The organism is Amycolatopsis sp. NPDC104775 (genome assembly GCF_055583325.1).
The window spans coordinates 289,419-313,006 of record NZ_JBVJOE010000003.1; the positions used below are offsets into that span (position 1 = coordinate 289,419).

Here is a 23,588-nt window from a genome sequence, read left to right on the forward strand (position 1 = left end):
TTCGAGTGAACAACCTGGTCGCCCAGCAGAACGCGGTGACGGAATTGATGCGAGTGTCCCCGCTGGCCGACGAGCTGGCCGAGCGCTTCGCGCGCGCTGGCCACAGCTTGTACCTGGTCGGCGGCAGCGTGCGAGACGCGCTGCTCGGCAGGCTGTCGAACGACCTCGACTTCACCACCGACGCGCGCCCGGACCGGGTGCTGCAGATCGTCAGCGAATGGGGCGACGCGGTCTGGGACGTCGGCATCGCGTTCGGCACCGTCGGCGTCACCAAGAACGGCACGACGCTGGAGATCACCACGTTCAGGGCGGACAGCTACGACCGCGTCGGCCGCAACCCCGAGGTCACCTTCGGCGACACCATCGAGGGCGACCTGCTGCGCCGTGACTTCACCGTCAACGCGATGGCGATCGACCTGGTCGGGAAGACGTTCATCGACCCGCACGACGGCATGGACGCGCTGCGGTTGAAGGTGCTCGACACCCCGGCGCTGCCGCAGGAGTCGTTCGCCGACGATCCGCTGCGGATGATGCGCGCGGCCCGGTTCTCCGCGCAGCTCGGCTTCACCGCCGCGCCGCGCGTGGTCGAGGCGATGACGTCGATGGCCGAGGAGATCGACCGGATCACCGCCGAGCGGGTGCAGACCGAGCTGTCGAAGCTGATGCTCGCCGCCGATCCGCGACCGGGCCTTGAGCTGCTGGTCGACACCGGGCTGGCCGACCGGGTGCTGCCGGAGCTGCCCGGGATGCGGCTGGCGATCGACGAGCACCACCAGCACAAGGACGTCTACCAGCATTCGCTCACCGTGCTCGAGCAGGCGATCGCACTGGAGAAGTCGCACGAACCGACCAGTGAGCCGGATCTCGTGCTGCGGCTGGCCGCGCTGCTGCACGACATCGGCAAGCCGGCCACCCGGGAGTTCCAGCCCGGCGGCGGGGTGAGCTTCCACCACCACGAGGTGGTCGGCGCGCGGATGGCCCGCAAGCGTTTGCGGGCGTTGAAGTACTCGAAGGAGATCGTCGAGCAGGTCTCCCAGCTAGTGTTCCTCCACCTGCGGTTTCACGGGTACGGCGGCGGCGAGTGGACCGATTCGGCGGTCCGCCGCTACGTCACCGACGCCGGCGACCTGCTGACCCGGCTGCACAAGCTCGTCCGCGCCGATTCGACCACGCGCAACAAGCGCAAGGCGGCCGCGCTGCAGGCGACCTACGACGATCTCGAGGCCCGCATCGCGCGGATCAAGGAGCAGGAGGACCTCGACCGCGTCCGGCCGGACCTCGACGGCAACGAGATCATGCGGCTGCTCGGCCTCCCGCCGGGCCCGCAGGTCGGCCGGGCCTGGAAGTTCCTCAAGGAACTGCGGCTCGACCGCGGTCCGCTGGAGCACGACGAGGCGGTCGCCGAGCTCAAGAAGTGGGCGGCGGCGGAGGGCCTCGGCTCGGGCGGATAGTCCCGGGAAGTGAACTCAGGATCGCGGGTTCGCCACGATCCCCCTTTGGCCTCTGGATCATCGACCGGGCAGCCGAGATACTCCCTTTCTTGAACGAACAGGGGGATCGATGACGCGGCAGCAGGACGGGGACCGGCGCGGCGCCAGCTTTCTCGTCATGTTGCTGCGGCGCGGCACGCCCGCGCTGGCCACCGCGACGACCGGGCTGACCGACGAGATCGCCGATCCCACCCCGGTGCGCGCGCTGCAGCGGATCTCGCGGATGGCCGGTCCGGTCGACGACCGCCACCACGACGGACTGCTGCTGCGCGCGGCCCGGTACGTGGTGCTGGTCCCGCTCGTCTACCGGCTGCTGGTGGTGCCGGCGACGTTCGGGTCGTACGCGGTCAAGCACGGTCCGGCCGGGCTGGCGTCGGTCGCGATCGTCACCGTGTGCTCGGTGGCGCTGAGCGCGTTCGGACTGTTCTGGATGATGCGCCGGGCGCCCTTCCGCAGTGACCTCGCGGGGCGGCTGCTGCTGGTCGACCTCGTGGCGACGATCGCGTTCGAGCTGTTCCTGGGCGCGACAGTGTCGCCCACGGTGTTCCACGACGCGGTCGGCGTCGCGGACAAACACCTGCTCGGCAGCGTCGCCCTGCTCACGCTCGCCGTCGGCATTCCGTCCGGGCTCGGCCTGGCGGTGCTCAGCCTGCCGGTGCGGCTGCTGTCCGACCTGCTCAACCACGGCACGGTCGATTTCGAACAGGCCGCGTCGCTGTATCCGACGATGTTCGGCGTCTTGTTCACCGCCGTCGGCGCGCTGATCCTGCTCGGGCTCGGCATCCGGCTGGCGCTGGCGTACGGGATCCGCAACGGTCGGCTCGCCGAACGCGCGCGGCAGCACCGGATGCTGCACGACACGGTGCTGCAGACGCTGGAAGCGATCGCGCTCGGCGGTCCCGGCGATTCGGATCAGCGGCTGGTCGAGGTGCAGCGGCTGGCCCGCGCGCAGGCGATCGAGCTGCGGCAGACGATAGAGACCGCCGCGGCGCAGCGGGCCGAGGAAGGCGCGCGGCCGCTCGGCGAAAAGCTCGCCGCGCTGGCCGCGGAGATGGCGCGCGACGGTCTGCGCGCGCAGCTGGTGATCGCCGAGCTGGACAACGACACGCTGTCGGAGGTCCGGCAGATCGCGATCCGCGACGCGGTGCGGGAAGCGATGCGCAACACGATGAAGCACGCGGAGACGGACAAGGTCGTGGTGCGGGTGGAGGAACGCAACGGCGGGATCGCGGTGATCACGCGGGACCACGGCACCGGGTTCAGTCCGCACGATCGGCCGGCCGGGTTCGGCATCAGCGAGTCAATCACCGCGCGACTGGCCGAGGTCGGCGGGACTTCGCTGGTGGAATCGAGTCCGGGAAGCGGGACGAGGGTGACGTTGTGGGTGCCGCTGTGAGCGGGGTGGCCGGTGCGCTGGCGGCGTATCGGGACGGCGATGCCGAACGGGCGGGTGCGCTCGCCGCCGAGGCGGGGACTCCGTTGGGTGCTGAGCTGGCGAGGTATCTCGCGGCGGGACCGAGCGGTCCGGTGTACGACCAGCCGGCCGCGTTCACGGCGTTCATTCGCGGCGGCGGGAACGTCGAGTTGTACCGGCGGTTGAGCGAAGAACTGGCGGTGCGGTACGACTCCTGGCGTCCGGCGGCGTTGCTGGATCTCGGCTGTGGCGACGGGTTGGCGATCGAACCGGCATTGGCGCGGGCCTCGTTCCAGCCGGAGCGGATCGACCTCGTGGAGCCGTCGGAGGCGTTGCTCGCGGACGTCGAAGTCCCTGACGCGCGCCGGTTTTCGTTGACCGCACAGGACTTTCTCGCCACGGATGGTTCCACGTGGAACCTGACACAGTCGACATTCGCGCTGCAGTCGATCGAGCCCGCCGCTCGGGCCGAAGTGCTGAAAGCGTTGCGGCCGCGGACGGAGCGGTTGGTGCTGGCCGAATTCGACGTGCCGGACACCGCCGACCTGGAGTCGCTCGCGCAGCGGTACGAACGGGGCGTCGCGGAGTATGGCGAGCAGGCTTCCCTGGTGGCGCAAGGGTTTCTACTGCCGGTGCTGCTCGGTGTCGCAGCCGGGACGGCGCGGACGAACTGGGAACATCCGGCCGCGCAGTGGACCCGGCAGCTCGAAGCCGCCGGGTTCGCCGACGTGACTGTGGAACCGCTCGCGGACTACTGGTGGTCGCCCGCCGTGCTGATCACCGCTTCACAACCGGGATAGCGCTCCCTGCTCGAGGTGCTGCGCGATCGGCCTCGGCAGCAGGTACGCGGTGGCTCCGCCCGGTTGTTGCCCCCACGGCGCGGTGACGCCGGTCAGCACCCGGATCGTGCGCTGCACGCGGTACTCGTGCCGGTCGCGTTCGCGGTCCGGCGTCAGCGAGGTTTCGAGGAACCGCACCGAATTCTGGTGCACCAGATTCCCGGCCTCGGGACCGAACCGGACCACCGTCGTGCCGGCGGGCAGCGCGACGATCCGCTTGCCGCGGAAGAACGACAGCGGCGGCTCGCCACGCATCGGCAGGATCGGCCAGTCCGCGGGCTGATCGGATTCGTCCGGGGCCTGCGGCGGCAGCATCAGCAGCGTGCCCAGGAGGAACCGGGCCGCGTCGGCGAGGTTGGCGAACGCCACCGGCTCGACCGACGGCGGACGCGACACCTCCCAGCGGTTTTCCGTGCGGCGCAACGTCCACACGCCTTCGGTGGGCACCTCGTCCGCGCCGATCCGGTACGCCGAAGACGGCACGCCGTGCTCGACGAGCCGTTGCTGCAGCAGCGCCAACGTCTCAGCCGCGCGCAGCCCGAGGATCGGCTCGCCGCGGATCGCGCGGGCGAGCGAACTGTCGTCCGGGATATCGGCCTCGGTACGCCCCGGGCGCGGTTTGCCGAGCACGTCGGCCTCGGCGGTCGCGCGCACCAGATCGCGCACGATCGGCGGCCGGAACCCGGCGGCGCGGATGTGCTCGACCAGCTCCGGCTCCGGCGGAACACCGTATTTGCGCAGGTAGTGCGGCACGGCGGCGGGCCAGATCCAGGTGCCGTCGGTGTGGAACGCCTGCGGCACGTCCGGCGGCGCGCCGGGCGCGAAGATGTCCGGCTGCGGCACCGGCCGATGGAGCACGACTGGCGAGCGGAACAGGTAGTCGAGCACGCCGCGGACCTGGTCCGGCGGCACCGGCGGGCGGTTCACCACGGGCCGCTCGCCCTCGTTGTGCATGTCGACCGGCCGCGCCTGGCGGAACCCGACGCTCAGCGGCAGCCCGGCTTTCGCGCCGAGCCAGTCCGGAAGATGCTTGTCCGGCCTCGGGAAACGGGTCAGCTCGACGAGGTAGGACTCGCGGGCGGGCTCGCCGGCGACGTTGGGCGGGAGCCGCCAGTCCGGCTCCTGGTCGGCGTCGAAGTCGAAATCGAACTGCGAATCGGCGTCGAGCGTGAAGGTGCCTTGGAACCAGGTGCCGGTCTCCGGGTGGTACATCGCCGCGCGCAGCTGGGAGAACAAAGTGCTCAGCTGCGGCGTGCCGGGCAGCGACACCGAAACCGGGCCGTTCTCGTCGCCGACCGCGCGGACCTCCAGCTCGGCGTAGTCGCCGACCTGCCGGAACTGCGCCGCGACCCGCGTCCAGCCGCCGGGCACCTGGCGCAGCGTGCGGCCGATCCCCCGCAGGATCCGGGTCTGGTCGCCGCCGTCGACCTCGGCCTTCGGCTCGCCGTAGTCGTGCCGGGTCAGCCACAGCCCGGTCAGCTGCTTGCCCGGGACGGTCACCGAGAAATCGGTGAGCCCGAGCTGGGCGGCGCGCACCGGATCGTGCCGCGTCCAGCGCAGGGTCAGGTTCGGCTGGTCTCCTGGCGCGACCTCGAACAGCTCGTCGTCGTATTCGACGTAGGTGCGCAGGTCGAACGTCGCGGGCACCTCGTTCGCGAGCACGACCCTCGCGGGTTTGCCCTCGTGCTCGCGGTCGAAGCCTTCGGGCGCTTCCTCGTCGCCGACGACCGTCAGCAGCAGCGTGCCGTCGGTGGTGGAGCGCTGTGCCGCGAAAGTCCGATCGTCGAGCGTCGCGTACAGGCCGTCTGGGCGTTCTCCCGATTCCACCCGATACCGCACGTCTGGTTCCTCCCCGAAATCCCCCGTGTAGCCGCCACGAACTTAGCCGACCGTGTCACGACCCGACCATCGGTCACCGGAGACGGGAGAAGATGCGCCCACAAATACCTGCTCGGGTGACCGATCAGTGCCGCGGGTAGCGCCGCACCCAGGCGTCGCCGAGTGCGTTCCGCGCGGAATGGCGGTCGAAATGCCACAGCGCGTCGGTCGCCACCTGTTCGATCAGGTGGTGCAATTCGAGCTGTTCGACCCACTTTCGGGGCAGTCCCGGAACACCCACCCGAGCGCCGAGCAGCGCACCGGTCAACGCGCCGGTGAGCGCGCTGCGCCCGGAGTGGTTGACCGCGCGCAGCATCGCCTGTTCCGGGTAGTTCTCGAATCCCGACAGCGCGGCGAACGAACGGCCGAGGACGGACAGCGTGCTGTGCCCGTCGCCGATCAGCTCCGGCATCCGCAGGTCGGGCAGGCCGTGCTCGCCGAAGAACGGCACCGATTCAGCCACGAGGTCGCGAACCGGTCCCCACTCCGGGCCGTCGTGCTCGTCGAGCACCTCGCGGGAGAGGTTCCACACCGGATAGCTGAACGAGTCCTTCGTGAGCGCCTTTTCGAACACCCACGCCAGGTAGGTCGCCGCGGCCACGTCGTCCGGCTGGTGCGTCACGCCGGCCAGATCGCGCACAACCTGGCCGATGCCGCCGCTGAACCCGGTGCCTGGTCCGGCCTCGGTCAGCACCGCGGGCAGCGCACCGAGCAGCGCGGCCGGACCCGACATCGGCGCGGCGTGCGGATCGCCGGTGACCAGCGCGAGATAGGCGTTGAGCTCGGCGTCCTCAATGGCGCGGCGGGCGTGCAGTTCGGGCACCTTGACGAGGAAACCGTCGGCGTTCTGGATCGCCGCGCCCTGCGTGTGCAGCCAGCGGCCCAGCGCGCCGCGGACGACGCCGGGGAACAGTTTTTCGACGTCGCGCGACTCCGGCTGTTCGCGATGCGGGCTGCGGATCACCGCCTCGGTCAGGAAAAGCAGCCGCTGCGTCATCGAGCCGATCCGGCCCGGCTGGTCGAACGCGAGCGGCAGGTCGCGGACCCCGTCCGGACCGTAGGTCGAGACGATCTCGTCCAGCCGCATCCGGTCGACGGCCGAGCCGAGCGCCTCGCCGAGCGCGAACCCGACCCACGCGCCGACGACCCGTTGCCAGCCGTACCGGAAGTTCTCCAGGCTGATCTCGGGGTACTTGCCGAAGGTGTCGAGCTTGGGGACGATCCGCCCGTCGTTGTCCCAGGAGGGCACGAGACCGTTGGCGCGCAAGTCGTTCGGCCGCGACCGGCTCGGCTCCGGCTGCTCGAACCGGCGCAGCCACGACCGGCCGAGGACGGTTTTGCGGCATTCGTCGGAGGTCAGCTCGAACCCGTGCCGCCGCGCGCGTTCCGCCGCCGCCTTCGGCACGTCGACCGGCTTCTCCAAGCCGATCCGGGCGGCGGTTTCGACGGCGAACTTCTCGAGGTCTTCTTCGATTTCCGGGCAGCGGCCGTTCTCGTCGACCCGCGGCTCGTGGCGGGGAAACCGCTTCGCGATCGCGGTCAGCTCGGCGCCGGCCACGTCCTCGAAGGTCGCCGGACCGCCGTTGATCACCAGGTTCGGCGGGTGCTCGAATTCGGCGAGGGTCGCCAGGTCGACCCGCCACCAAGCGTGTTCGCGGGCGGGCAGATGCCGGGTCGAGCTGAAAACGCGCAGCTCGTTGCGTTCCTCGGAGAAGTAGAAGCGGTCGGTCGCGCCGGTTTTGAGATCGAACGGCACGAAGACTTCGCAGCGCAGCAGCCCGATGAGCAGCTGTTCGCGCGAGAGCCAGCCGACGCTCGCGAAGGCGAGGAGTGTTTCCAGCGGGTTTTCCGGCTTGGGGTAGCCGCGGCGGATCGGACCGGCCTTGTACTCGGGGTTTTCGCGTTCGTCACCGGTCTGGTGGCCGTCGTTGTCGACCTTCACCCAGCCCGCGACCGCGGGCAGCGGCACGCCCAGTTCGCCCAGCCCGGCCTTCGCGTACTCCGGATCGACTACCTCGCGCCAGCTTTCCTGGCCCGGGTACGCGACCGGCGTGCTGAGCCCGCCCGGATGCGGATGCGCCTGGCGCAGCTCCCCGTCCGGCTCGCGCACGAGCACCGACGGGGCGGGGAACAGCTCTTTGTCCGGACGGCCGTCGTCGAGGAACGCGATGGTGTTGTACGGGATCGACCAGCCTTCGGGGACCCGCAGCACGCGGTCGTGGTCGACCCGGAGGCCGCCCGGTCCGGAGACCTCGGGGCCGTGCACGGCGCGCAACCACTTCCCGACCTTCTCCACCGCTTCCGCCGCTTCCACCTACTCGATCCTCTCCAGGCTTCCGTCGGACTCGTGTTCCGCGATCGGCTTGGGCAAGACGTACGCCACCGCGCCCCCGGGAAGGTTCGCCCAGGGCACCGTCACCCCGGTGATCACGTGGAGTGATCTTCGGAGGCGGAAAGTGCTGGTCGTCCCCTCCCGTTCGAGTGGCAGAGACGTCGTCGGGAACCGTACCGCCTGGTGGTGGACCAGGTTGCCGGGTTCTTCGCCGAACCGCAGAACGACGGTACCGTCCGCCAACCGAGTGAGTCTCTTGTTCCGCAGCAGCGTGAGGGGAGGGTCACCCGGTACCGGCTGGACCGGCCAGTCGGCGACCTCCCGCGCCGTTTCCAGCGGGGTTTCGCGGCCGCCGGTGGCGCGGGCGGGGTGCAGCAGCAACGCGCCGAGCAGCTGGTGAGCGGCGTCCTCGAGACGGCCGAAGGTCTGCTCGTGCCCGTCCGGCGCGACCACCACCCAACCGGATCTGACCTGGTAGAGGCTCCATTTCCCGGCTTCCCGGCCGCCGAGGCAACGGACGTCGGGCCATACGCCGAAGGAATCGAGCCGGTGGCCGAGGTGGGTCAGGAGTTCGGCGTCGGACAGGACCGGGTCCGGGTTGGTTTCCCGCTCGGCGGCGACGTCGGCTGCAGTTCGCTGGAGGTCGTCCGGCCTCGGTCGCGGACGAGGTTGCCCGGCGAGGTCGGCTTCCGCCGTACGGCGCACCAGATGGTCGACGTACGGCGGGTGAAAGCCCAGGTCGCGGATGTGCTGGAGCAGTTCCGGCTCGGGTGCGATTCCGAGTTCGCGCAGCTGCTCGGCCACCTCGACCGGCCAGATCCAAGTGCCGTCCGTGCGGTGCTTCGGGCCAGCCGCGGCCTCGCGTTCGAGGTATCGCAGCACGAGCGGCAGCTCTTCTTCTGACAGCGTTTCGCGGTTTTCGGGGTCGGCGGTGGCGTGCCGGAACACCACGCCGAGCGGGAGGCCGACGTGCAGCCGCCACCAGTCGGGGAGGTGCTCGTCGTCGCGGGGGAAGGTGGCGAGTTCGGCGAGGTAGGCGGACGAATCGGGCGGCGTCGTCCACGGGGGCTCGTCGTCGGTGAAGTAGTCGAAGTCGAAGGCACCGTCCGGGGTGAGGACGTAGCGCGCTTGGATCCAGGTGCCCCGGCCCTCGTGGTACATCTCGGCCCGCAACGCGGTGAGCCGCTGGACGATCTCGGAGGTGGCGACGGTATTGCGCGCCTGCACCTCGAAATGGTCGCCGAGCTGGGCGAATCCGAGGCCGGCCAGCGCGTCCGGATCGGCCCGGTGCGCCCGGATCAGGCGGCCGATCTCGACGAGTGCCTGCTGACCGGTACTCGTTGGTTCCACGTGAATCATTTCGTCCGGAGCGGACGACATCAGGACCCGCGACGGCGGTTCTGCGGCACGGGTCCGCGCGGACGGACCCGGCGTGGGGTCGGCCGCGGGGCGGGCATTTGCGCGGCGTGCGGCGGTTCAGGCGCGTCGGCCAGGTGCTGCACGAGTGCCTGGACGGTCGACGCGAGCTGTGCGGGCGTCGTGCGTTCGAAGGTGTCCGGGGCGAATTCGAGCCGACCGAGCGTGCCGGCCGGTCCGGCGGTCGCGCGGACGAGACCGTCGGGCGAGGTCAGGACTGCTGGAGCGGCGTCGAGACGGGCACGGTCGTCGCCGATGGTGCTCACGGTGGCCCCCCGTGTCGGTTGCGCGGGCCGAGATTAACTCGACCGGGTCACAAGTCACCCTAATGCCAGACGGTGAGTAACTACCCCCGTTTGGGTTCAACGGTTTGCGGCAGCGAATCGCCGCGCCGTCGGCCGGCCAGCAGATATCCGGCCCCGCCCAGCAGGTAGAGCACGGTCGCGCCGACCACCAGCTCAGGCGAGTACCCGTTGTCCTTGACGAAGATCGCCCCGATCGAGACCGCCACCACCTGGGTGATGTTGAACAGCGTGTCGTAAAGCGCGAAGACCCGGCCGCGAGCCTCGTCCGCGACATCGAGCTGCACCGAGGAATCCACAGACAGTTTCAGCACCTGCCCCGTCCCCATGACCAGGAACGACGCGACCAACGCCAACGGCAGCACCATCGGCAACCCCAGCCCGGCCTGCGCGACCGCGGCGAGCACCAATGTCGACAAAACCACTCGCGTCCGCCCGAACGCCCGAATCAGCCGAGCCGTCGCCAGCCCCGCGACGAGAATGCCCGCCCCCGCACATGCGACCAGCTGCCCCAGTCCGGGCAATCCGGCGCGGAAAATCCCGTCGTCGGTGAAGTAATTGCGCATCAGCAACACGCTGACCAGCAACGAAATCCCGAACGCCGCTCGATGCGCGAACAACGCGACGAACCCAGCCGTAACGCTAGGCGCCCGCCACGCATGCCGAGCCCCGTCGGCAAGCCCCCGCGCAACCGCCACCACCGGATTAACCGGCTCGTCAACCACAGCGGGTCCCAACGCCCCCTTGGCGAACCGATGCGCCAGAAACGCCGACAACAACGCCCCCGCCGCCGCAAACGCCGTGGTCTCCGCCGACCCGATGTTCCCAGGCCCGAACACCGCTCGAAGCCCGATCGCGCACCCGCCCCCGACCACCGCGATCGCCGACCCCAGCGTCGCCACCACCGCGTTGGCCGAAACCACTGACTGCGCTTCCACGACGTGCGGCAACGCAGCCGACAACCCAGACCCAATGAACCGGCTGATCCCCTCCGCAAGCAACGCGAGCGAAAACAACCCCATCCCGCCCGCGCCGGCAGCTACCGCCCCCACCGACGCCACGATCGCCACCGCCCGCACCAGATTCGCGAACACCAGCACGCGGCGCCGATCCCACCGATCAAGCAACGCCCCCGCGAACGGCCCCACCAGCGAATACGGCAGCAACAACGCGGCAAACCCCTCGGCAATAGCCAACGGATCCGCCGCCCGCTCCGGATTGAACAAAACGGCCCCAGCGAGCCCGGCCCGGAAAACCCCGTCCCCCCACTGCGCCGCGAACCGCGTGAACAGCAGCCGCCGAAACAACCGATCCCGAAAGACCAGCCCGAGAACCCCGCCCCGCTCCCCCGCACTCACCCAGCAACCCTACCGACCCCCCACGACAAAACGCCCCAAACAACCACCACCCACCCCGAACCACGCGGGGCAGCCCCACCAACGCCGCGCAACAACGCCGCAGCGAACACGCGCCAACCACCCTGCAGAACGCCAAGCCCCTCGCGAACGAACGAAGGCCGCAGAAACACCGGCAATGCCGCTGCGGCCTGCCAAGCGCGGAGCCGCAGGAATCCAAGCAAAGAACGCCGCAGCCCAGTCGAGCGCCGAAGTCGCGGCTACACCGACCAAGAAACCCGCAAAAACTCCAAGCGTGAAGACCGCAAGAACACCAGCCAAGAAGGCCTGCGACGCCCCCGAACGCCAAGGACCCAGCGAACGCCGAGCAAGGAAACCCAAGCCACCAGCCAAGAAGCCCGCAGACGGCTGAGCGCGGACCCCGAGGCAGCGGCCAAAGGTCTCCAGCAACCCCGCGCGAGAAAGCCCAGCGGATGCTGAACAAGGGGCTCGCGAGGAAACCGAGCGTGGAGATCACGCAGACGCCGAGCAAGGAAGCCGCAACAACACCGAGCGCGAAATCCCCGTGGACGCAGGGCGCTGAGCGTGGGGACAGGGACGCCGGACAAGGGTCCTCGGCAACGCCAGGTGTGAAAAGCCCCGCGGACGCTGGGCAATGGGCTCGCGGGGTGACTGAGCGTGGGGGGCGGGGACGCCGGACAAGGATCCTCGGCAACGCCGAGTGTGAAAAGCCCCGTGGATGGTGGGCAAGGGGTCTGCGGGGTGGCTGAGCGTGGGGGCGGGGACGCCGGACAAGGGTCTTCGGCAACGCCGAGAGGGAAAAGCCCTGTAGGCCGAGTGGGAAAAGCCCTGTGGATGGTGAGCAATGGCTCGCGGGGCGGCTGAGCGTGGGGCGCGGGGACGCCGAGCAAGGATCTCCGGCAACGCCGAGTGTGAAAAGCCCCGTGGATGGTGGGCAAGGGGCTTGGGGGTGGCTGACCGTGGGGCGCGGGGACGCCGGACAAGGGTCTTCGGCAACGCCGAGCGAGAAAGCTCCGTGGATGCTGGGCAAGAGGGCTGCGACGAAGCTGAGAGTGGAGGTCGCGGGACGCTAACCAAGGAAGCCGCGGCAACACCGAGTGCGAAAGCCCTGTGGATGCTGGACAAAGGGCCTACGAGGAAGCTGAGCGTGGTGCCCGCGGACGCCGAGCAAGGTCTTCGGCAACACCGCGCGTGAAAGCCCAAGGATGTTGGACAAGAAAGCCCGCTGGAAAAGAGGGCTGCGCGGAAGCCCCGAGAACCTGCGCGAGAAACCGACGCAACCGCCGAGAACGCACGGCAGGCCCCCGACCTCAAGTCGACAACCAAGAACGCACGCGCTACACACTCAACGCAAACAACCCCGGTACCAAACCCACACCAGCAAGCACCGACGCATCCCAAGACCCGCGCCCCACCCCCCAACCGCCACCCCCAAGCACCGCGGGGGTCCGGGGGGCTCGGCCCCCCGGGTACACGGCGCCGGTGACCCGAGGGAGGGTGCCGCCAGGCACCGAACAGGAGAAGCCGACACCGGCGCACTCGTTTCGCCTCTCGGCGGCTTGGCGCAGTGTGGCTCCGGCCGGGCCGGTATTCCACAAAGGCGGTTCTTCAGTGAGCCCGGGGGACACGAGTGCGCCGGCTCATTGTTCTCAACGGGGCGGGTGGTGCTGGTGTTCCCGTGCCGGGGGGATTTCCCGCGGCGGGTGATGGGATCATGGGTGGCGTGCCAGCGGACGCCGAGGTTGAACCGGGAACGCTCCTGGTCGCCGCACCCACGATGTTCGATCCGAACTTCAAGCGGACGGTGGTGTTCGTGATCGATCATCGGGCGGAGGGCACGCTCGGGGTGGTCTTGAACCGGCCGTCCGATGTTCCGGTGGACGACGTCCTGCCGGGGTGGGGTGCGCATGTCGCGGAGCCGCAGTCGGTCTTCGTCGGCGGGCCGGTGGACAAGAAGACCGCGTTGTGTCTCGCGGCGTTGCGGACTGGGGAGTCCGCTTCCAGCGTCCCGGGGGTCGTCGCGGTGCGGGGGCCGGTGGCGCTAGTCGATTTGGACAGCGATCCCGAGGTGCTGGTGTCGAAGGTGCGGGGCGTGCGCGTCTTCGCGGGCTACGCCGGGTGGGATTCGGGGCAGCTCGCGGGCGAGATCGAGCGCGAGGATTGGGTCATCGTCCCCGCGTTGCCCAGTGACATCCTCGCGCCGCCGAGCCGCGATCTGTGGGGGCAGGTGCTGCGCCGCCAGGGGGTGCCGCTCGCGTTGCTGGCCACCCATCCTGGCGATTTGCAGCGAAACTAGGCGTCGCTGGACTTCTGCAGGACTCCGCAGCCTCCGGCGCCGCACGCGCAGCCGCTGCAGCCGGCCGGGACCGGGGCCGGGGCGGGCACCGAGAGCGCGGCTCGCGCGCCCATCCGGGCTCCGGCGACGACCATCACCAGCAGGCCGAGCAGCCCGACGATCGCGGCGGCCACCAGGCCGGCGGTGGCGGGGATCGCGAGACCGGCGAGTCCGCAGACGACCGCGGCCGCGCCTCCGGCCAGGGTGGGGATTCCGGCCACCCGGTTGGCCAGCTGGAACGCCTCTTCGCTGCGCATCGAGGCTTCGGTCCGGACTCCGGCCCCGCCTGCCCTGGTCAGCCGTCCTCGCACGCCGAGGAAACCACCCCAGCCGACGACGACACCAAGGACGATCGGGACGAGCGCGATAGCGAACACCCCTTGAGGATAAGCGTGACCTCGCGGCAATGTCCCGGATACCCTCGTCGGCTGTGCTACGGGCCATGTCTTCGTCCACGCGACACCGGCTGCTCGCTGCCGCCGGGATCGTCACCTTGTCCTTGCTCGTCCCCGGCGCCGGGACTGCCACTGCCGCCGCGCCTCGGCCGGTCCGGCTGCTCGGCGAGCAGCTCGTACCGCACAACCTGCAGTTCCAGGGCACCACGGTCGGCGGGCTGTCGTCGGTCGACTTCGATCAGCGTGCCGGTGGTTACGTCTTCATCAGCGACGACCGGTCCGCGATCAACCCGGCCCGCTTCTACACCGCGAAGTTCGACGTCAGCGCCAACGGCGTGGGGCCGATCACCTTCACCGGCACGCATCCGCTGCTGCGCCCGGACGGCACGCCGTACCCGCCGCTCGCGAAGAACGATCCGGCCGCTCCGCAGAACGAGCAGACCATCGACCCCGAGGAACTGCGTGTCGACCCGTGGACCGGGCGTTACGTCTGGTCGCAGGAAGGCGACCGGCTCCCTGACCAGCACCTGATCCAGCCGTCGATCCGCGAAGCCACCCGCGACGGGCATTACGTCCGCGATCTGCCGCTGCCCGCCAACGAGCGGATGACGCCGGACGCCGGTCCGCGTCGCAACTACGTTCTCGAAGGCCTCGCCTACACCGGGTTCGGCACGCTGCTGGCCAGCGAGGTCGAGGCACCGCTGCTGCAGGACGGTCCGCCGCCCACGCCGACGTCGGGTGCGTTGTCGCGGATCACTCTGCAGAGCCGGTTCGGGCCGGTGCTCGCGCAGTACGCGTACCCGCAGGAGAAGCTTTTCGCCACACCGAAGCCCGCTACCGGATTCGCCGACACCGGTGTCTCGTCGATGCTCGCGGTGAACCAGGCGGATCCGACGAAATTCCTGATGATGGAACGGTCCTTCGTCACCGGGGTCGGCAACAAGGTGCGCATCTTCGAGATCGACACCACGGGCGCGACGAACGTCCTCCACACCCCGTCCCTGGCGGCCGCGAAGCACGTCAAACCGGTGAAGAAAAAGCTCCTCGCCGACCTTTCCGACCTCCCGCTTTCCACTGTGGACAACATCGAGGGAATGACCTGGGGCCCGGCGCTGCCCTCCGGCGAGCACAGCCTCGTGCTCGTGAGCGACAACAACTTCTCCGCGTCGCAGGTGACCCAGGTCGTCGCTTTGGCGGTCCCGTCGGAACGGCTTTGACCAGGGCGTTACGATGAGTGTATGAACACGGCTCGGCTGCTCCTTGGCCTGCCGCGCTGACCTGGCCCGATGACCGGCTCGGCGCGGCGACCCCTCATGCCTTCTGGCTGGGGGGTCGAGTTGTTTCTGGAGTGGCTCGACACGGAGGAAGACGGCGATGACAGGGTCTGACGAGGCCACCGGGGCCGCGGCGAAGAACGCCGCGGACGCTGAGCACGCCCCGCCGTTCCGCTACACCGCGGAGCTGGCCGGGCAGATCGAGCAGCGCTGGCAGGACCACTGGTCCGACCACGGCACCTACCACGCGCCGAACCCGGTCGGCCCGCTCGCGGAAGCGGGCGAGCCGGTGCCCTCGGACAAGCTGTTCGTGCAGGACATGTTCCCGTACCCGTCCGGTTCCGGCCTGCACGTCGGGCACCCGCTGGGCTACATCGGCACCGACGTCTACGCGCGGTATCACCGGATGATCGGCCGGAACGTGCTGCACACGCTGGGTTACGACGCGTTCGGCCTGCCCGCCGAGCAGTACGCGGTGCAGACCGGCACGCATCCGCGCATCACGACCGAGCAGAACATCGCCACGATGCGCCGCCAGCTGAAGCGGCTGGGGCTGGGCCACGACGAGCGCCGGTCGATCGAGACGATCGACCCGGACTACTACAAGTGGACCCAGTGGATCTTCCTGCAGATCTTCAACTCCTACTACGACGAGGACGCCCGCAAGGCGCGGCCGATCGAGGAGCTGGAGAAGGCCTACGCCGCGGGTGAGCGCGCGACGCCGGACGGCCGTCCGTGGGCAGAGCTGAGCACTGTCGAGCAGCGCAAGATCATCGACGACCACCGGCTGGTCTACATCTCCGAGGCTCCGGTGAACTGGGCCCCGGGCCTGGGCACCGTCGTGGCGAACGAGGAGGTGACCGCGGACGGCCGCAGCGACCGCGGCAACTTCCCGGTGTTCCGCAAGAGCCTGCGCCAGTGGATGATGCGGATCACCGCGTACGCCGACCGCCTGGTCGACGACCTGGATCTGCTGGACTGGCCGGAGAAGGTCAAGTCCATGCAGCGCAACTGGGTCGGCCGCTCGCAGGGCGCGCGGGTCTCGTTCGCCGCGGGTGACGAGAAAATCGAGGTCTTCACCACCCGTCCGGACACTCTGTTCGGGGCCACCTACATGGTGATCGCGCCGGAGCACCCGCTGGTCGAGAAGCTGACCGCGGCGCAGTGGCCGGGCGAGCACCCGGAGAGCTGGACCGGCGGCGCGAAGACGCCTGCCGAAGCCGTGGCCGCGTACCGGGCCGCCGCCTCCCGCAAGTCCGATCTGGACCGGCAGGAGAACAAGGAGAAGACCGGCGTCTTCACCGGCACCTACGCGGTGAACCCGGTCAACGGCAAGGAAATCCCGGTCTTCGTCGGCGACTACGTGCTGATGGGCTACGGCACCGGCGCGATCATGGCCGTGCCCGCGCAGGACCAGCGCGACTACGACTTCGCGAAGAAGTTCGAGCTGGAGATCGTCCGCACGGTCGACCCGGGCGAGGGCTTCGAGGGCGAGGCGTTCACCGGCGACGGTCCGGCGATCAACTCCGCCAACGACACCGTCGACCTGAACGGCATGGGCGTCGCGGACGCCAAGAAGACGATCATCGCCTGGCTGGAGGACCGCGGCGCGGGCGAGGGCACCGTGCAGTACAAGCTGCGCGACTGGCTGTTCGCCCGCCAGCGCTACTGGGGCGAGCCGTTCCCGATCGTCTACGACGAGAACAACCTGCCGATCGCGCTGCCCGAGGACCAGCTGCCGGTCGTGCTGCCGGAGGTCGACGACTACTCGCCGAAGACCTTCGACCCGGACGATGCCGACTCCGAGCCGTCGCCGCCGCTGTCGCGCGCGAAGGACTGGGTCGAGGTCACCCTGGACCTGGGCGACGGGCCGAAGAAGTACCGCCGCGACACCAACGTCATGCCGCAGTGGGCCGGTTCCTGCTGGTACCAGCTGCGTTATGTCGACCCGGCGAGCCAGGACGTGTTCTGCGCGCCGGAGAACGAGGCGTACTGGCTGGGCCCGCGCCCGGCCGAGCACGGCGTGGACGACCCGGGCGGCGTCGACCTGTATGTCGGCGGCGTCGAGCACGCGGTGCTGCACCTGCTGTACTCGCGCTTCTGGCACAAGGTGCTGTACGACCTGGGCCACGTCTCGTCGAAGGAGCCGTACCGCCGCCTGTTCAACCAGGGCTACATCGAGGCGTTCGCCTACACCGACAAGCGCGGTGTGTACGTGCCTGCTGAGGACGTCGTCGAGCGCGACGGCAAGTTCTTCTTCGGCGACGAAGAGGTCAAGCAGGAATACGGCAAGATGGGCAAGAGCCTGAAAAACGCCGTGACGCCGGACGAAATGTCGGACAGCTACGGCGCGGACACCTTCCGCGTGTACGAGATGTCGATGGGTCCGCTGGACATGTCGCGGCCGTGGGCGACCAAGGACGTCGTCGGCGCGCACCGGTTCCTGCAGCGGCTGTGGCGGCTGGTGGTCGACGAGCAGACCGGCGAGCTGCGGGTTTCGGCCGACGAGGCGACCGAGGCGGACCGGAAACTGTTGCACCGCACCATCGCCGGGGTTCGCGAGGACTACGCGGAGATGCGGTTTAACACCGCGGGCGCGAAGCTGATCGAGCTGAACAACCACCTGACCAAGGTGTACGGCTCGGCCGCGGCGACCCCGCGCGAACTGGCCGAACCGCTGGTGCTGCTGCTGGCTCCGCTGGCCCCGCACATCGCCGAGGAGCTGTGGCACCGGATGGGCCACGCCGACTCGCTGGTGCACGGGCCGTTCCCGGTCGTGGACGAGAAGTACCTGGTCGAGGACTCGGTCGAGTACCCGATCCAGGTCAACGGCAAGGTCCGCTCGCGGATCACCGTGCCCGCGGACGCGAAGAACGACGCGGTGCAGGCGGCCGCCTTGGCCGACGAGAAGATCGCCGCGCTGGTCGGCGGCAAGACGCCGCGCAAGGTGATCGTGGTGCCGGGCCGTCTGGTCAACATCGTGCTCTGAGCCAACGCCCTGAAACCGGCCCGGGAACTTCTCCCGGGCCGGTTTTTCGTTGTCCGCCAGCTCGCGGATCGTCACGACCGAAAGACGCCAGCTTCGTCCTCCTTCGCCCGCTTTTATTGGGGGGCAAGGGAAACACACCGGAAGGACGGACATGAACCTCGACGGCAAAGTGGCGCTGGTGACTGGCGGGAGCCGCGGAATCGGTGCGGCGACGGCACTGCGGCTCGCCGAGGCTGGGGCGGATGTGGTGCTCACCTACGCGGTGAACGCCGAGCAGGCGGCGGGAGTGGTCGACCGGATCAAGGCGCTCGGGCGGCGTGCGCTCGCGGTCGGTGCGGACAACGCGGATTCGGCCGCCGTGGAAGCCGCGGTGGAAGCGGCGGTCGCCGAGTTCGGGCGGCTGGACGTGCTGGTCAACAACGCGGGCGTCGGTTTCGTCGGGCCGCTGGAGCAGACCGGGATGGACGACGTCGACCGCGTGCTCGCGGTGAACGTGCGCGGCGTGCTGGCCGCGACCAAGGCGGCGGCCAAGCACCTCGGCGAAGGCGGCCGCGTGATCACGATCGGCAGCTGCGTGACCGATCGCGTGCCGGGCCCGGGAATGGTGCTGTACGCGGTCAGCAAGTCCGCGATGGTCGGGCTGACCAAGGCACTGGCCCGCGAATTGGCTCCGAACGGCGTGACGGTGAACCTGGTGCACCCGGGACCCACCGACACCGAGATGAACCCGGCCGATGGCCCGTACGCCGCGGACCAGGCGTCGGTGACCGCGGTCGGCCGGTACGGCAATCCGGCGGAAGTGGCGGACGCGGTGGCCTTCCTGGCGTCGCCGGACAGCGCGTACATCACCGCCGCGACCCTCTCGGTCGACGGCGGGCACGCGGCCTAATCGGAATACAGGCCGACGTCGCGGGCGAGGTCGGTCAGCATGGCCTCGAACAGCACGTCCGGTTTGGACACCGGGATCGGGTAGTTGCCGAACACCTCGAGGGTGACGTGGCCGTAGAGCCGCGCCCAGAAGGTGATCATCAGGTAGGTGAGCCCGAGGTCCAGCTTCTCCGGCGGGATTTCCCGCCCGGACTCCTTGAGCACCGTCAGCAGGTCCTGCTGGAACGCGGTGAGGTCGTCGCGGAGTTCGGGCGGGACCACGTCGTTCGGCGGCATGACCAGGTCGTGCTGGGCGAGCACGTGGCCCGCCGCGGCGAGGAAGATCCGGCCGAACGGCTCGTCGAGCCTGCGCAGCGCACTCCCGGTCGCGGTGCCGGTGGCCCCGGTCGGCGACGCGAACACCAGGGTGAATTCCTTGGTGTGGGTCAGTGCCCAGCGGCGGAACCCTTTGCAGATCTGGAACAGCTGCAGCAGGCCCTCGTCTTTCAGTTCCGCGATGTCCTCGGCGATTTCGGCGGCGAGGTCGGTGCAGACGTCGAGGCGGAGGTTTTCCAGCAGGTCGTCGCGGGATTCGTAGTAGCGGTACAGAGCCGGTGCGGTGATCCCCAGCTCCCGGGCGATGGCCCGCAGCGTGACGGCTTCCGGGCCCTGGCCGACCAGCAGGTTCCGCGCGGTCCGGCGGATGTCCGCTTCGGTAGCCGCTCGCGCGCGACCCCTGCGTGTGGGGCTGCTCATCTGGGCAGTCTAGGTGGTCTGGACACCGATTTCGCCGCCAGTCGCGCGAATCGGGGCGCCGCCGACGCCGATCACTCGGGGGGCTACGTGATCGGCGCCGGCGACCCGATGCCCTCTCCGGTGCGCTTCCGGTCGGGGCAACGTCATCGGCTCGAGGCCAGTGACGCTCGAAGAAGAGCGAAGCCCGGCGCAGAAGTGACGCCCGGGGGATACGGATCCCCCGATCGAGTGACGGGCTGACGCTGTTCCGCCTGATTGTCGCACTGAGCGCGGGGAAAGTTACAAAGGCTTTCACTTTCGGGCACGGATGGCGGAAAGGACGGGTCGTGGCAGAGTGGCGGCCATGAGTGCTGCGGTACTGGTGGTCGGGTCCGCGAATGCCGATTTGGTGGTGCCGGTCGACCGGCGTCCCGGCGGCGGCGAGACGGTGCTGGGCGGCGACACCGCGTTGTCCCCCGGCGGCAAGGGCGCGAATACCGCGGTCGCGGCGGGAAAACTCGGCGCGGACGTCGCGTTGCTCGGTGCGGTCGGCGATGATCCTTACGGTCGAATGCTGCGGGATTCGCTGGCTAATGCCGGTGTTGATACGCAATTCGTTCGCACTGTCGATCGGCCTACCGGAATCGCCTACATCACCGTGACGCCGGACGGGGAAAACTCGATCCTCGTCTCCCCCGGCGCGAACTCCGCGCTGGAACCCGGGGACGTCACCGACGAGGCGCTGGACGGGGTGCGCGTGCTCGTCGCTTCGCTGGAAGTGCCGCTGCCGACGATCGAACGCGCGGTGGTGCGGGCGCACGCGAACGGCGTGCGGGTGCTGCTCAACCTCTCCCCGGCGGCCGAGGTGTCGCCGGAAACGCTGGCCGCACTGGACGTCCTGCTGGTCAACGAGCACGAGGCCGCGTACCTGCTCGGTTCGGAAGGCGCGGATCCGCGCAAGCTGCTCGACCTCGGCCCGCGCGCGGCGGTCGTCACGCTCGGAGCCAAGGGCGCGGCGGTCATCGAGGGAGACAAGTCGACAACGGTCGAGTCGCCCAAGGTGAAGGCGGTCGACACCACCGGTGCGGGCGACGCGTTCGCCGGTGCGCTGGCGGCGGCCCTCGCTGACGGCGCTGACCTGGTCGAAGCCGCCGAACGGGCGGTGAAGGTGGCCGCGGTGACCGTGACCCGTCATGGTGCCCAGCCGTCGTATCCGACGGCCGCTGAACTGGAATGAGCCACGTCCGGCCGTGTTGCGGGTCGCGTGGGTAACGCGCTGCCCGGCGCTGGTGGACCTGCCGTCGGATTCGGGCTCGCGGACTCGGCGGAGACCTGGGGTTTCCGGCAGACTTTGCGGGGCCGGGTGCTGCGGAACTGGCCCGCGCGTGGTGGCACGAGGAGGTAGGTCCGGTGGTCGAACGGATGCGAAATCGGGAAAGGGACGCGGCGCCCCGGCGGAACGCCCTCTCCGTGAGCTATGGTCTAGACCATGTCTGAGAGTGCTGCCGCTCCGGCCGAGTCCGCTGTCGGTTCCTCGCTGACCGGGGTCGCGGTGAGCCCCGGACGCGCGAGCGGACCCGTCGTGCGGGTCGCCGAGCCGCTCGGGGAACCCGCCAGCACGCCCGCGCCGGAGGATCCGGCGGCGGAGGCGGCGCGGATCGAACCCGCTGCCCGCGCGGTCGCCGCCCGCCTGGAAGCGCAGGCCGAGGCCGCGACCGGCGAGGCGGCGACGATCCTCGTCACGACCGCCGCGATGGCCGCCGACCCGGCGCTGGCGGCTCAGGCTCAACAGCTGGTGACGGCGCGGAACCTACCCGCGGCCCGCGCCGTCTACCAGGCCGCCGAAGGATTCGCGGAAGCGCTCGCGGCCGCGGGCGGATACATGGCCGAGCGGGTCCGCGACGTCCGGGACGTGCGCGACCGGCTCGTCGCCGAACTGCTCGGCGTCGCCCCGCCCGGGGTGCCGGAGCTGGCGTCGCCGAGCGTGCTCGTCGCCCGCGACCTCGCGCCCGCCGACACCGCGGGGCTCGACCCGGCGAAGGTGCTCGCGCTGGTCACCGAGGAGGGCGGCCCGACGAGCCATACCGCGATTCTCGCGCGGGCGCTGGGAATTCCGGCGGTCGTCGCGGTGCGCGGGCTGCTGGCGTCCGACGCCAAGGCGTTGTCGGTCGACGGCGACACCGGCGTGATCGAGGCGGTCGACGCGTCCGCGCCGATCGTCACCGCGGCTGCTTCCGGTCCGGCCGAATGGAACGGCGTCGGCGAGCTGTCCGACGGACACCGGGTGAAGGTGTACGGCAACGTCGGCTCGCCAGCCGACGCGCAGGCCGCCGCGGACGCGGGCTCCGAGGGCGTCGGGCTGTTCCGCACCGAGTTCTGCTACCTCGACGCTCCGGCCGAGCCGTCCGTCGACGAACAGCGAAAAGCTTATGCCGCAGTGCTTTCGCCGTTCCGCGGCAAGCCGGTCATCGTGCGCACGCTGGACGCGGGCGCGGACAAACCGCTCGCGTTCCTGTCCCCGGACGACGAGCCCAACCCGGCACTCGGCGTCCGCGGCCTGCGGATCGCGTTCGACCGGCCGGAGGTGCTCGACCGGCAGCTCGAAGCCATCGCGGGCGCGGCGGAGGATTCCGGCGCGGAAGTTTCGGTGATGGCCCCGATGGTCGGCACCGTCGAGGAAGCCGCCTGGTTCGCCGAGCGCGTTCGCGCCGCCGGAATCGCGCGGGCGGGCGTGATGATCGAGATTCCCGCTGCCGCGTTGCTGGCGCGGGAAATCCTGGGAGTGGTCGACTTCGTGTCCGTCGGCACCAACGACCTCGCCCAGTACACCTTCGCCGCCGACCGCCAGCTCGGCGCAGTCGCGAAGCTGAACGACCCGTGGCAGCCCGGTTTGCTGCGCCTGCTGAAACTGATCGGCGACGCGGCGGAAGCGACCGGCAAACCGGCGGGCGTGTGCGGCGAGGCCGCGGCCGACCCGCGGCTCGCGCTGGTGCTGGCCGGCCTCGGCCTGACGAGTCTGTCGATGAACGCCCCGGCGGTGCGGGCGGTCGGCGCGAGCCTGGCGACCGTGTCGCGGGAACAGGCGCGCGAAATCGCGGCGGCGGCGCTGGCCACCGCCGATCCGGTCGCGGCCCGCAAGGCAGTCGCGGACGCGGTCTCCCGGTAAGGGGACGCCGGATCCGGGTGAGAGATGGGGTAACCGGATCCGGCGCCGGACGCTGGTCAGCCGAAAATGCCCCGCCGAGGGTGGCGGATGACCAGCGAGCCTCCATGGACACGGCCGGTCAGCACGTAGCGCGGGGTGCCCGCGCGGCCGTTGCTGCCGGTCTTGTCGTCGAGCGAGCCGAACTTGATCTCGGTGATCGAGTTGTAGTCCACCGCCGCGTGCGGCGGGATGATCAGCTCGACCGAACCCCACTTCGCGTCGAGTTCGATCTGCACCACCGGGGTGGCGACGCGGGCCTCGGTGAAGTCGAGCCTGGTGCTGCCGTACTTGTTGCGCACCACCATCGCGGCCGGGACCTGCCACGGGCCGCTGCGCTGCAGTGACGAGTACTTGGCGTTGAGTTCGAGCCGCTGGCCCAGCCCGTAGTTCGGCCCGTAGCCGGGCGGTTCAGGCAGCGGCGCGTACTGCGGAGCCGCGCCGGGGTGCACCAGCCCGGGCAGGTCGGCGAGGACGGCGTTGAGATCGCCCCGGGTGCGCGCCGCGAGCGCCTGGTCGGTGCGTTCAGTGAACTCGTCGAGGGTGAGCATCCCCTGCCCGATGGCTTTCTGCAGCACGCCGACGACGTGCTCGCGTTCGTCGTCGGACACCCGGATGTCGCGCGCGGTCAACGGCTTGGTCTCGGTCGCGGGCTGCGCACCGGTCGTCTCTTCCTCGGCCATGGCATCGATGGTAGAACTCGATTTCCGCTGGCAGATCGGGGAAAAACCCTGAACGGACCCG

Annotated in this window: 17 protein-coding genes; 9 read left to right on the top strand and 8 right to left on the bottom strand. The window is 69.9% G+C overall.

Translation table 11 applies throughout. The features are described from left to right. The first annotated feature begins 5 nt into the window (after nucleotides 1-5). The 3 genes from ACZ63D_RS15670 to ACZ63D_RS15680 all read left to right on the top strand — a co-directional run bounded on the left by ACZ63D_RS15670 (nucleotide 6) and on the right by ACZ63D_RS15680 (nucleotide 3,704). Entirely contained in the window at nucleotides 6-1,451 is a 1,446-nt protein-coding gene (locus ACZ63D_RS15670; RefSeq protein WP_465354997.1) for a CCA tRNA nucleotidyltransferase, read from the top strand. A 109-nt stretch (nucleotides 1,452-1,560) separates the two neighbouring features. Then, nucleotides 1,561-2,886, top strand: a complete 1,326-nt coding sequence (locus ACZ63D_RS15675; protein ID WP_465354998.1) for a sensor histidine kinase — start codon at nucleotides 1,561-1,563, stop codon at nucleotides 2,884-2,886. Further along, nucleotides 2,871-3,704, top strand: coding sequence for a class I SAM-dependent methyltransferase (locus ACZ63D_RS15680; protein ID WP_465354999.1), 834 nt, complete (start codon nucleotides 2,871-2,873; stop codon nucleotides 3,702-3,704). Before ACZ63D_RS15675 ends, ACZ63D_RS15680 begins: the two co-directional genes overlap by 16 nt. Here ACZ63D_RS15680 and ACZ63D_RS15685 read toward each other — a convergent pair. The 5 genes from ACZ63D_RS15685 to ACZ63D_RS15705 all read right to left on the bottom strand — a co-directional run bounded on the left by ACZ63D_RS15685 (nucleotide 3,690) and on the right by ACZ63D_RS15705 (nucleotide 11,029). Beyond that, on the bottom strand, nucleotides 3,690-5,582 hold the full coding sequence (locus ACZ63D_RS15685) for a TNT domain-containing protein (RefSeq protein WP_465355000.1): 1,893 nt from the start codon (nucleotides 5,580-5,582) through the stop codon (nucleotides 3,690-3,692). The genes ACZ63D_RS15680 and ACZ63D_RS15685 overlap by 15 nt on opposite strands. 124 nt (nucleotides 5,583-5,706) lie before the next feature. After that, nucleotides 5,707-7,935, bottom strand: a complete 2,229-nt coding sequence (locus ACZ63D_RS15690) for an ADP-ribosylglycohydrolase family protein (protein WP_465355001.1) — start codon at nucleotides 7,933-7,935, stop codon at nucleotides 5,707-5,709. Next, entirely contained in the window at nucleotides 7,936-9,312 is a 1,377-nt protein-coding gene (locus tag ACZ63D_RS15695) for a TNT domain-containing protein (protein WP_465355002.1), read from the bottom strand. A gap of 20 nt (nucleotides 9,313-9,332) precedes the next feature. Continuing rightward, a complete protein-coding gene (locus tag ACZ63D_RS15700) occupies nucleotides 9,333-9,635 on the bottom strand; it encodes a hypothetical protein (protein ID WP_465355003.1) in 303 nt (100 codons plus the stop codon). A gap of 80 nt (nucleotides 9,636-9,715) precedes the next feature. Then, the gene (locus tag ACZ63D_RS15705; RefSeq protein ID WP_465355004.1) at nucleotides 9,716-11,029 is read right to left on the bottom strand and encodes an MFS transporter; all 1,314 of its coding nucleotides are present in this window, start codon (nucleotides 11,027-11,029) and stop codon (nucleotides 9,716-9,718) included. A 1,732-nt stretch (nucleotides 11,030-12,761) separates the two neighbouring features. Between ACZ63D_RS15705 and ACZ63D_RS15710 the strand changes: the two genes are divergently transcribed. After that, nucleotides 12,762-13,343, top strand: coding sequence for a YqgE/AlgH family protein (locus tag ACZ63D_RS15710; RefSeq protein WP_465355005.1), 582 nt, complete (start codon nucleotides 12,762-12,764; stop codon nucleotides 13,341-13,343). On the opposite strand, the gene ACZ63D_RS15715 is transcribed toward ACZ63D_RS15710, so the two are convergent. Then, nucleotides 13,340-13,759: an SdpI family protein gene (locus tag ACZ63D_RS15715; protein WP_465355006.1), complete on the bottom strand. Its 420-nt coding sequence runs from the start codon at nucleotides 13,757-13,759 to the stop codon at nucleotides 13,340-13,342. The two genes, ACZ63D_RS15710 and ACZ63D_RS15715, sit on opposite strands and share 4 nt — an antisense overlap. Nucleotides 13,760-13,824: 65 nt before the next feature. On the opposite strand from ACZ63D_RS15715, the gene ACZ63D_RS15720 reads away from it, so the two are divergent. The 3 genes from ACZ63D_RS15720 to ACZ63D_RS15730 all read left to right on the top strand — a co-directional run bounded on the left by ACZ63D_RS15720 (nucleotide 13,825) and on the right by ACZ63D_RS15730 (nucleotide 18,929). Beyond that, nucleotides 13,825-14,994: an esterase-like activity of phytase family protein gene (locus ACZ63D_RS15720; protein ID WP_465355007.1), complete on the top strand. Its 1,170-nt coding sequence runs from the start codon at nucleotides 13,825-13,827 to the stop codon at nucleotides 14,992-14,994. A 157-nt stretch (nucleotides 14,995-15,151) separates the two neighbouring features. Continuing rightward, the gene (gene leuS, locus ACZ63D_RS15725) at nucleotides 15,152-18,040 is read left to right on the top strand and encodes a leucine--tRNA ligase (RefSeq protein ID WP_465355008.1); all 2,889 of its coding nucleotides are present in this window, start codon (nucleotides 15,152-15,154) and stop codon (nucleotides 18,038-18,040) included. A gap of 151 nt (nucleotides 18,041-18,191) precedes the next feature. Beyond that, nucleotides 18,192-18,929, top strand: coding sequence for a 3-oxoacyl-ACP reductase family protein (locus ACZ63D_RS15730; RefSeq protein ID WP_465355009.1), 738 nt, complete (start codon nucleotides 18,192-18,194; stop codon nucleotides 18,927-18,929). Here the strand turns inward: ACZ63D_RS15730 and ACZ63D_RS15735 are convergent. Continuing rightward, complete coding sequence (locus tag ACZ63D_RS15735) at nucleotides 18,926-19,663, bottom strand: TetR/AcrR family transcriptional regulator (protein WP_465355010.1); 738 nt, start codon at nucleotides 19,661-19,663, stop codon at nucleotides 18,926-18,928. The genes ACZ63D_RS15730 and ACZ63D_RS15735 overlap by 4 nt on opposite strands. 343 nt (nucleotides 19,664-20,006) lie before the next feature. On the opposite strand from ACZ63D_RS15735, the gene ACZ63D_RS15740 reads away from it, so the two are divergent. Continuing rightward, on the top strand, nucleotides 20,007-20,879 hold the full coding sequence (locus ACZ63D_RS15740; protein ID WP_465355011.1) for a ribokinase: 873 nt from the start codon (nucleotides 20,007-20,009) through the stop codon (nucleotides 20,877-20,879). Nucleotides 20,880-21,131: 252 nt separating this feature from the next. Beyond that, the gene (gene ptsP / locus ACZ63D_RS15745; RefSeq protein WP_465355012.1) at nucleotides 21,132-22,808 is read left to right on the top strand and encodes a phosphoenolpyruvate--protein phosphotransferase; all 1,677 of its coding nucleotides are present in this window, start codon (nucleotides 21,132-21,134) and stop codon (nucleotides 22,806-22,808) included. Between the two features lie 56 nt (nucleotides 22,809-22,864). Here ptsP and ACZ63D_RS15750 read toward each other — a convergent pair whose 3' ends face one another. Next, the gene (locus ACZ63D_RS15750) at nucleotides 22,865-23,527 is read right to left on the bottom strand and encodes a DUF1707 SHOCT-like domain-containing protein (protein ID WP_465355013.1); all 663 of its coding nucleotides are present in this window, start codon (nucleotides 23,525-23,527) and stop codon (nucleotides 22,865-22,867) included. Between the last annotated feature and the right edge of the window lie 61 nt (nucleotides 23,528-23,588).

Bases quoted from the DNA above. Each gene is read 5' to 3' on its own strand.
- ACZ63D_RS15740 (WP_465355011.1), top strand. From the start codon at position 20,007: ATGAGTGCTGCGGTACTGGTGGTCGGGTCCGCGAATGCCGATTTGGTG.
- ACZ63D_RS15710 (WP_465355005.1), top strand. From the start codon at position 12,762: ATGGGTGGCGTGCCAGCGGACGCCGAGGTTGAACCGGGAACGCTCCTG.
- ACZ63D_RS15720 (WP_465355007.1), top strand. From the start codon at position 13,825: ATGTCTTCGTCCACGCGACACCGGCTGCTCGCTGCCGCCGGGATCGTC.
- ACZ63D_RS15735 (WP_465355010.1), bottom strand. From the start codon at position 19,663: ATGAGCAGCCCCACACGCAGGGGTCGCGCGCGAGCGGCTACCGAAGCG.
- leuS (WP_465355008.1), top strand. From the start codon at position 15,152: ATGACAGGGTCTGACGAGGCCACCGGGGCCGCGGCGAAGAACGCCGCG.
- ACZ63D_RS15750 (WP_465355013.1), bottom strand. From the start codon at position 23,527: ATGGCCGAGGAAGAGACGACCGGTGCGCAGCCCGCGACCGAGACCAAG.
- ACZ63D_RS15730 (WP_465355009.1), top strand. From the start codon at position 18,192: ATGAACCTCGACGGCAAAGTGGCGCTGGTGACTGGCGGGAGCCGCGGA.
- ptsP (WP_465355012.1), top strand. From the start codon at position 21,132: ATGTCTGAGAGTGCTGCCGCTCCGGCCGAGTCCGCTGTCGGTTCCTCG.
- ACZ63D_RS15675 (WP_465354998.1), top strand. From the start codon at position 1,561: ATGACGCGGCAGCAGGACGGGGACCGGCGCGGCGCCAGCTTTCTCGTC.
- ACZ63D_RS15695 (WP_465355002.1), bottom strand. From the start codon at position 9,312: ATGATTCACGTGGAACCAACGAGTACCGGTCAGCAGGCACTCGTCGAG.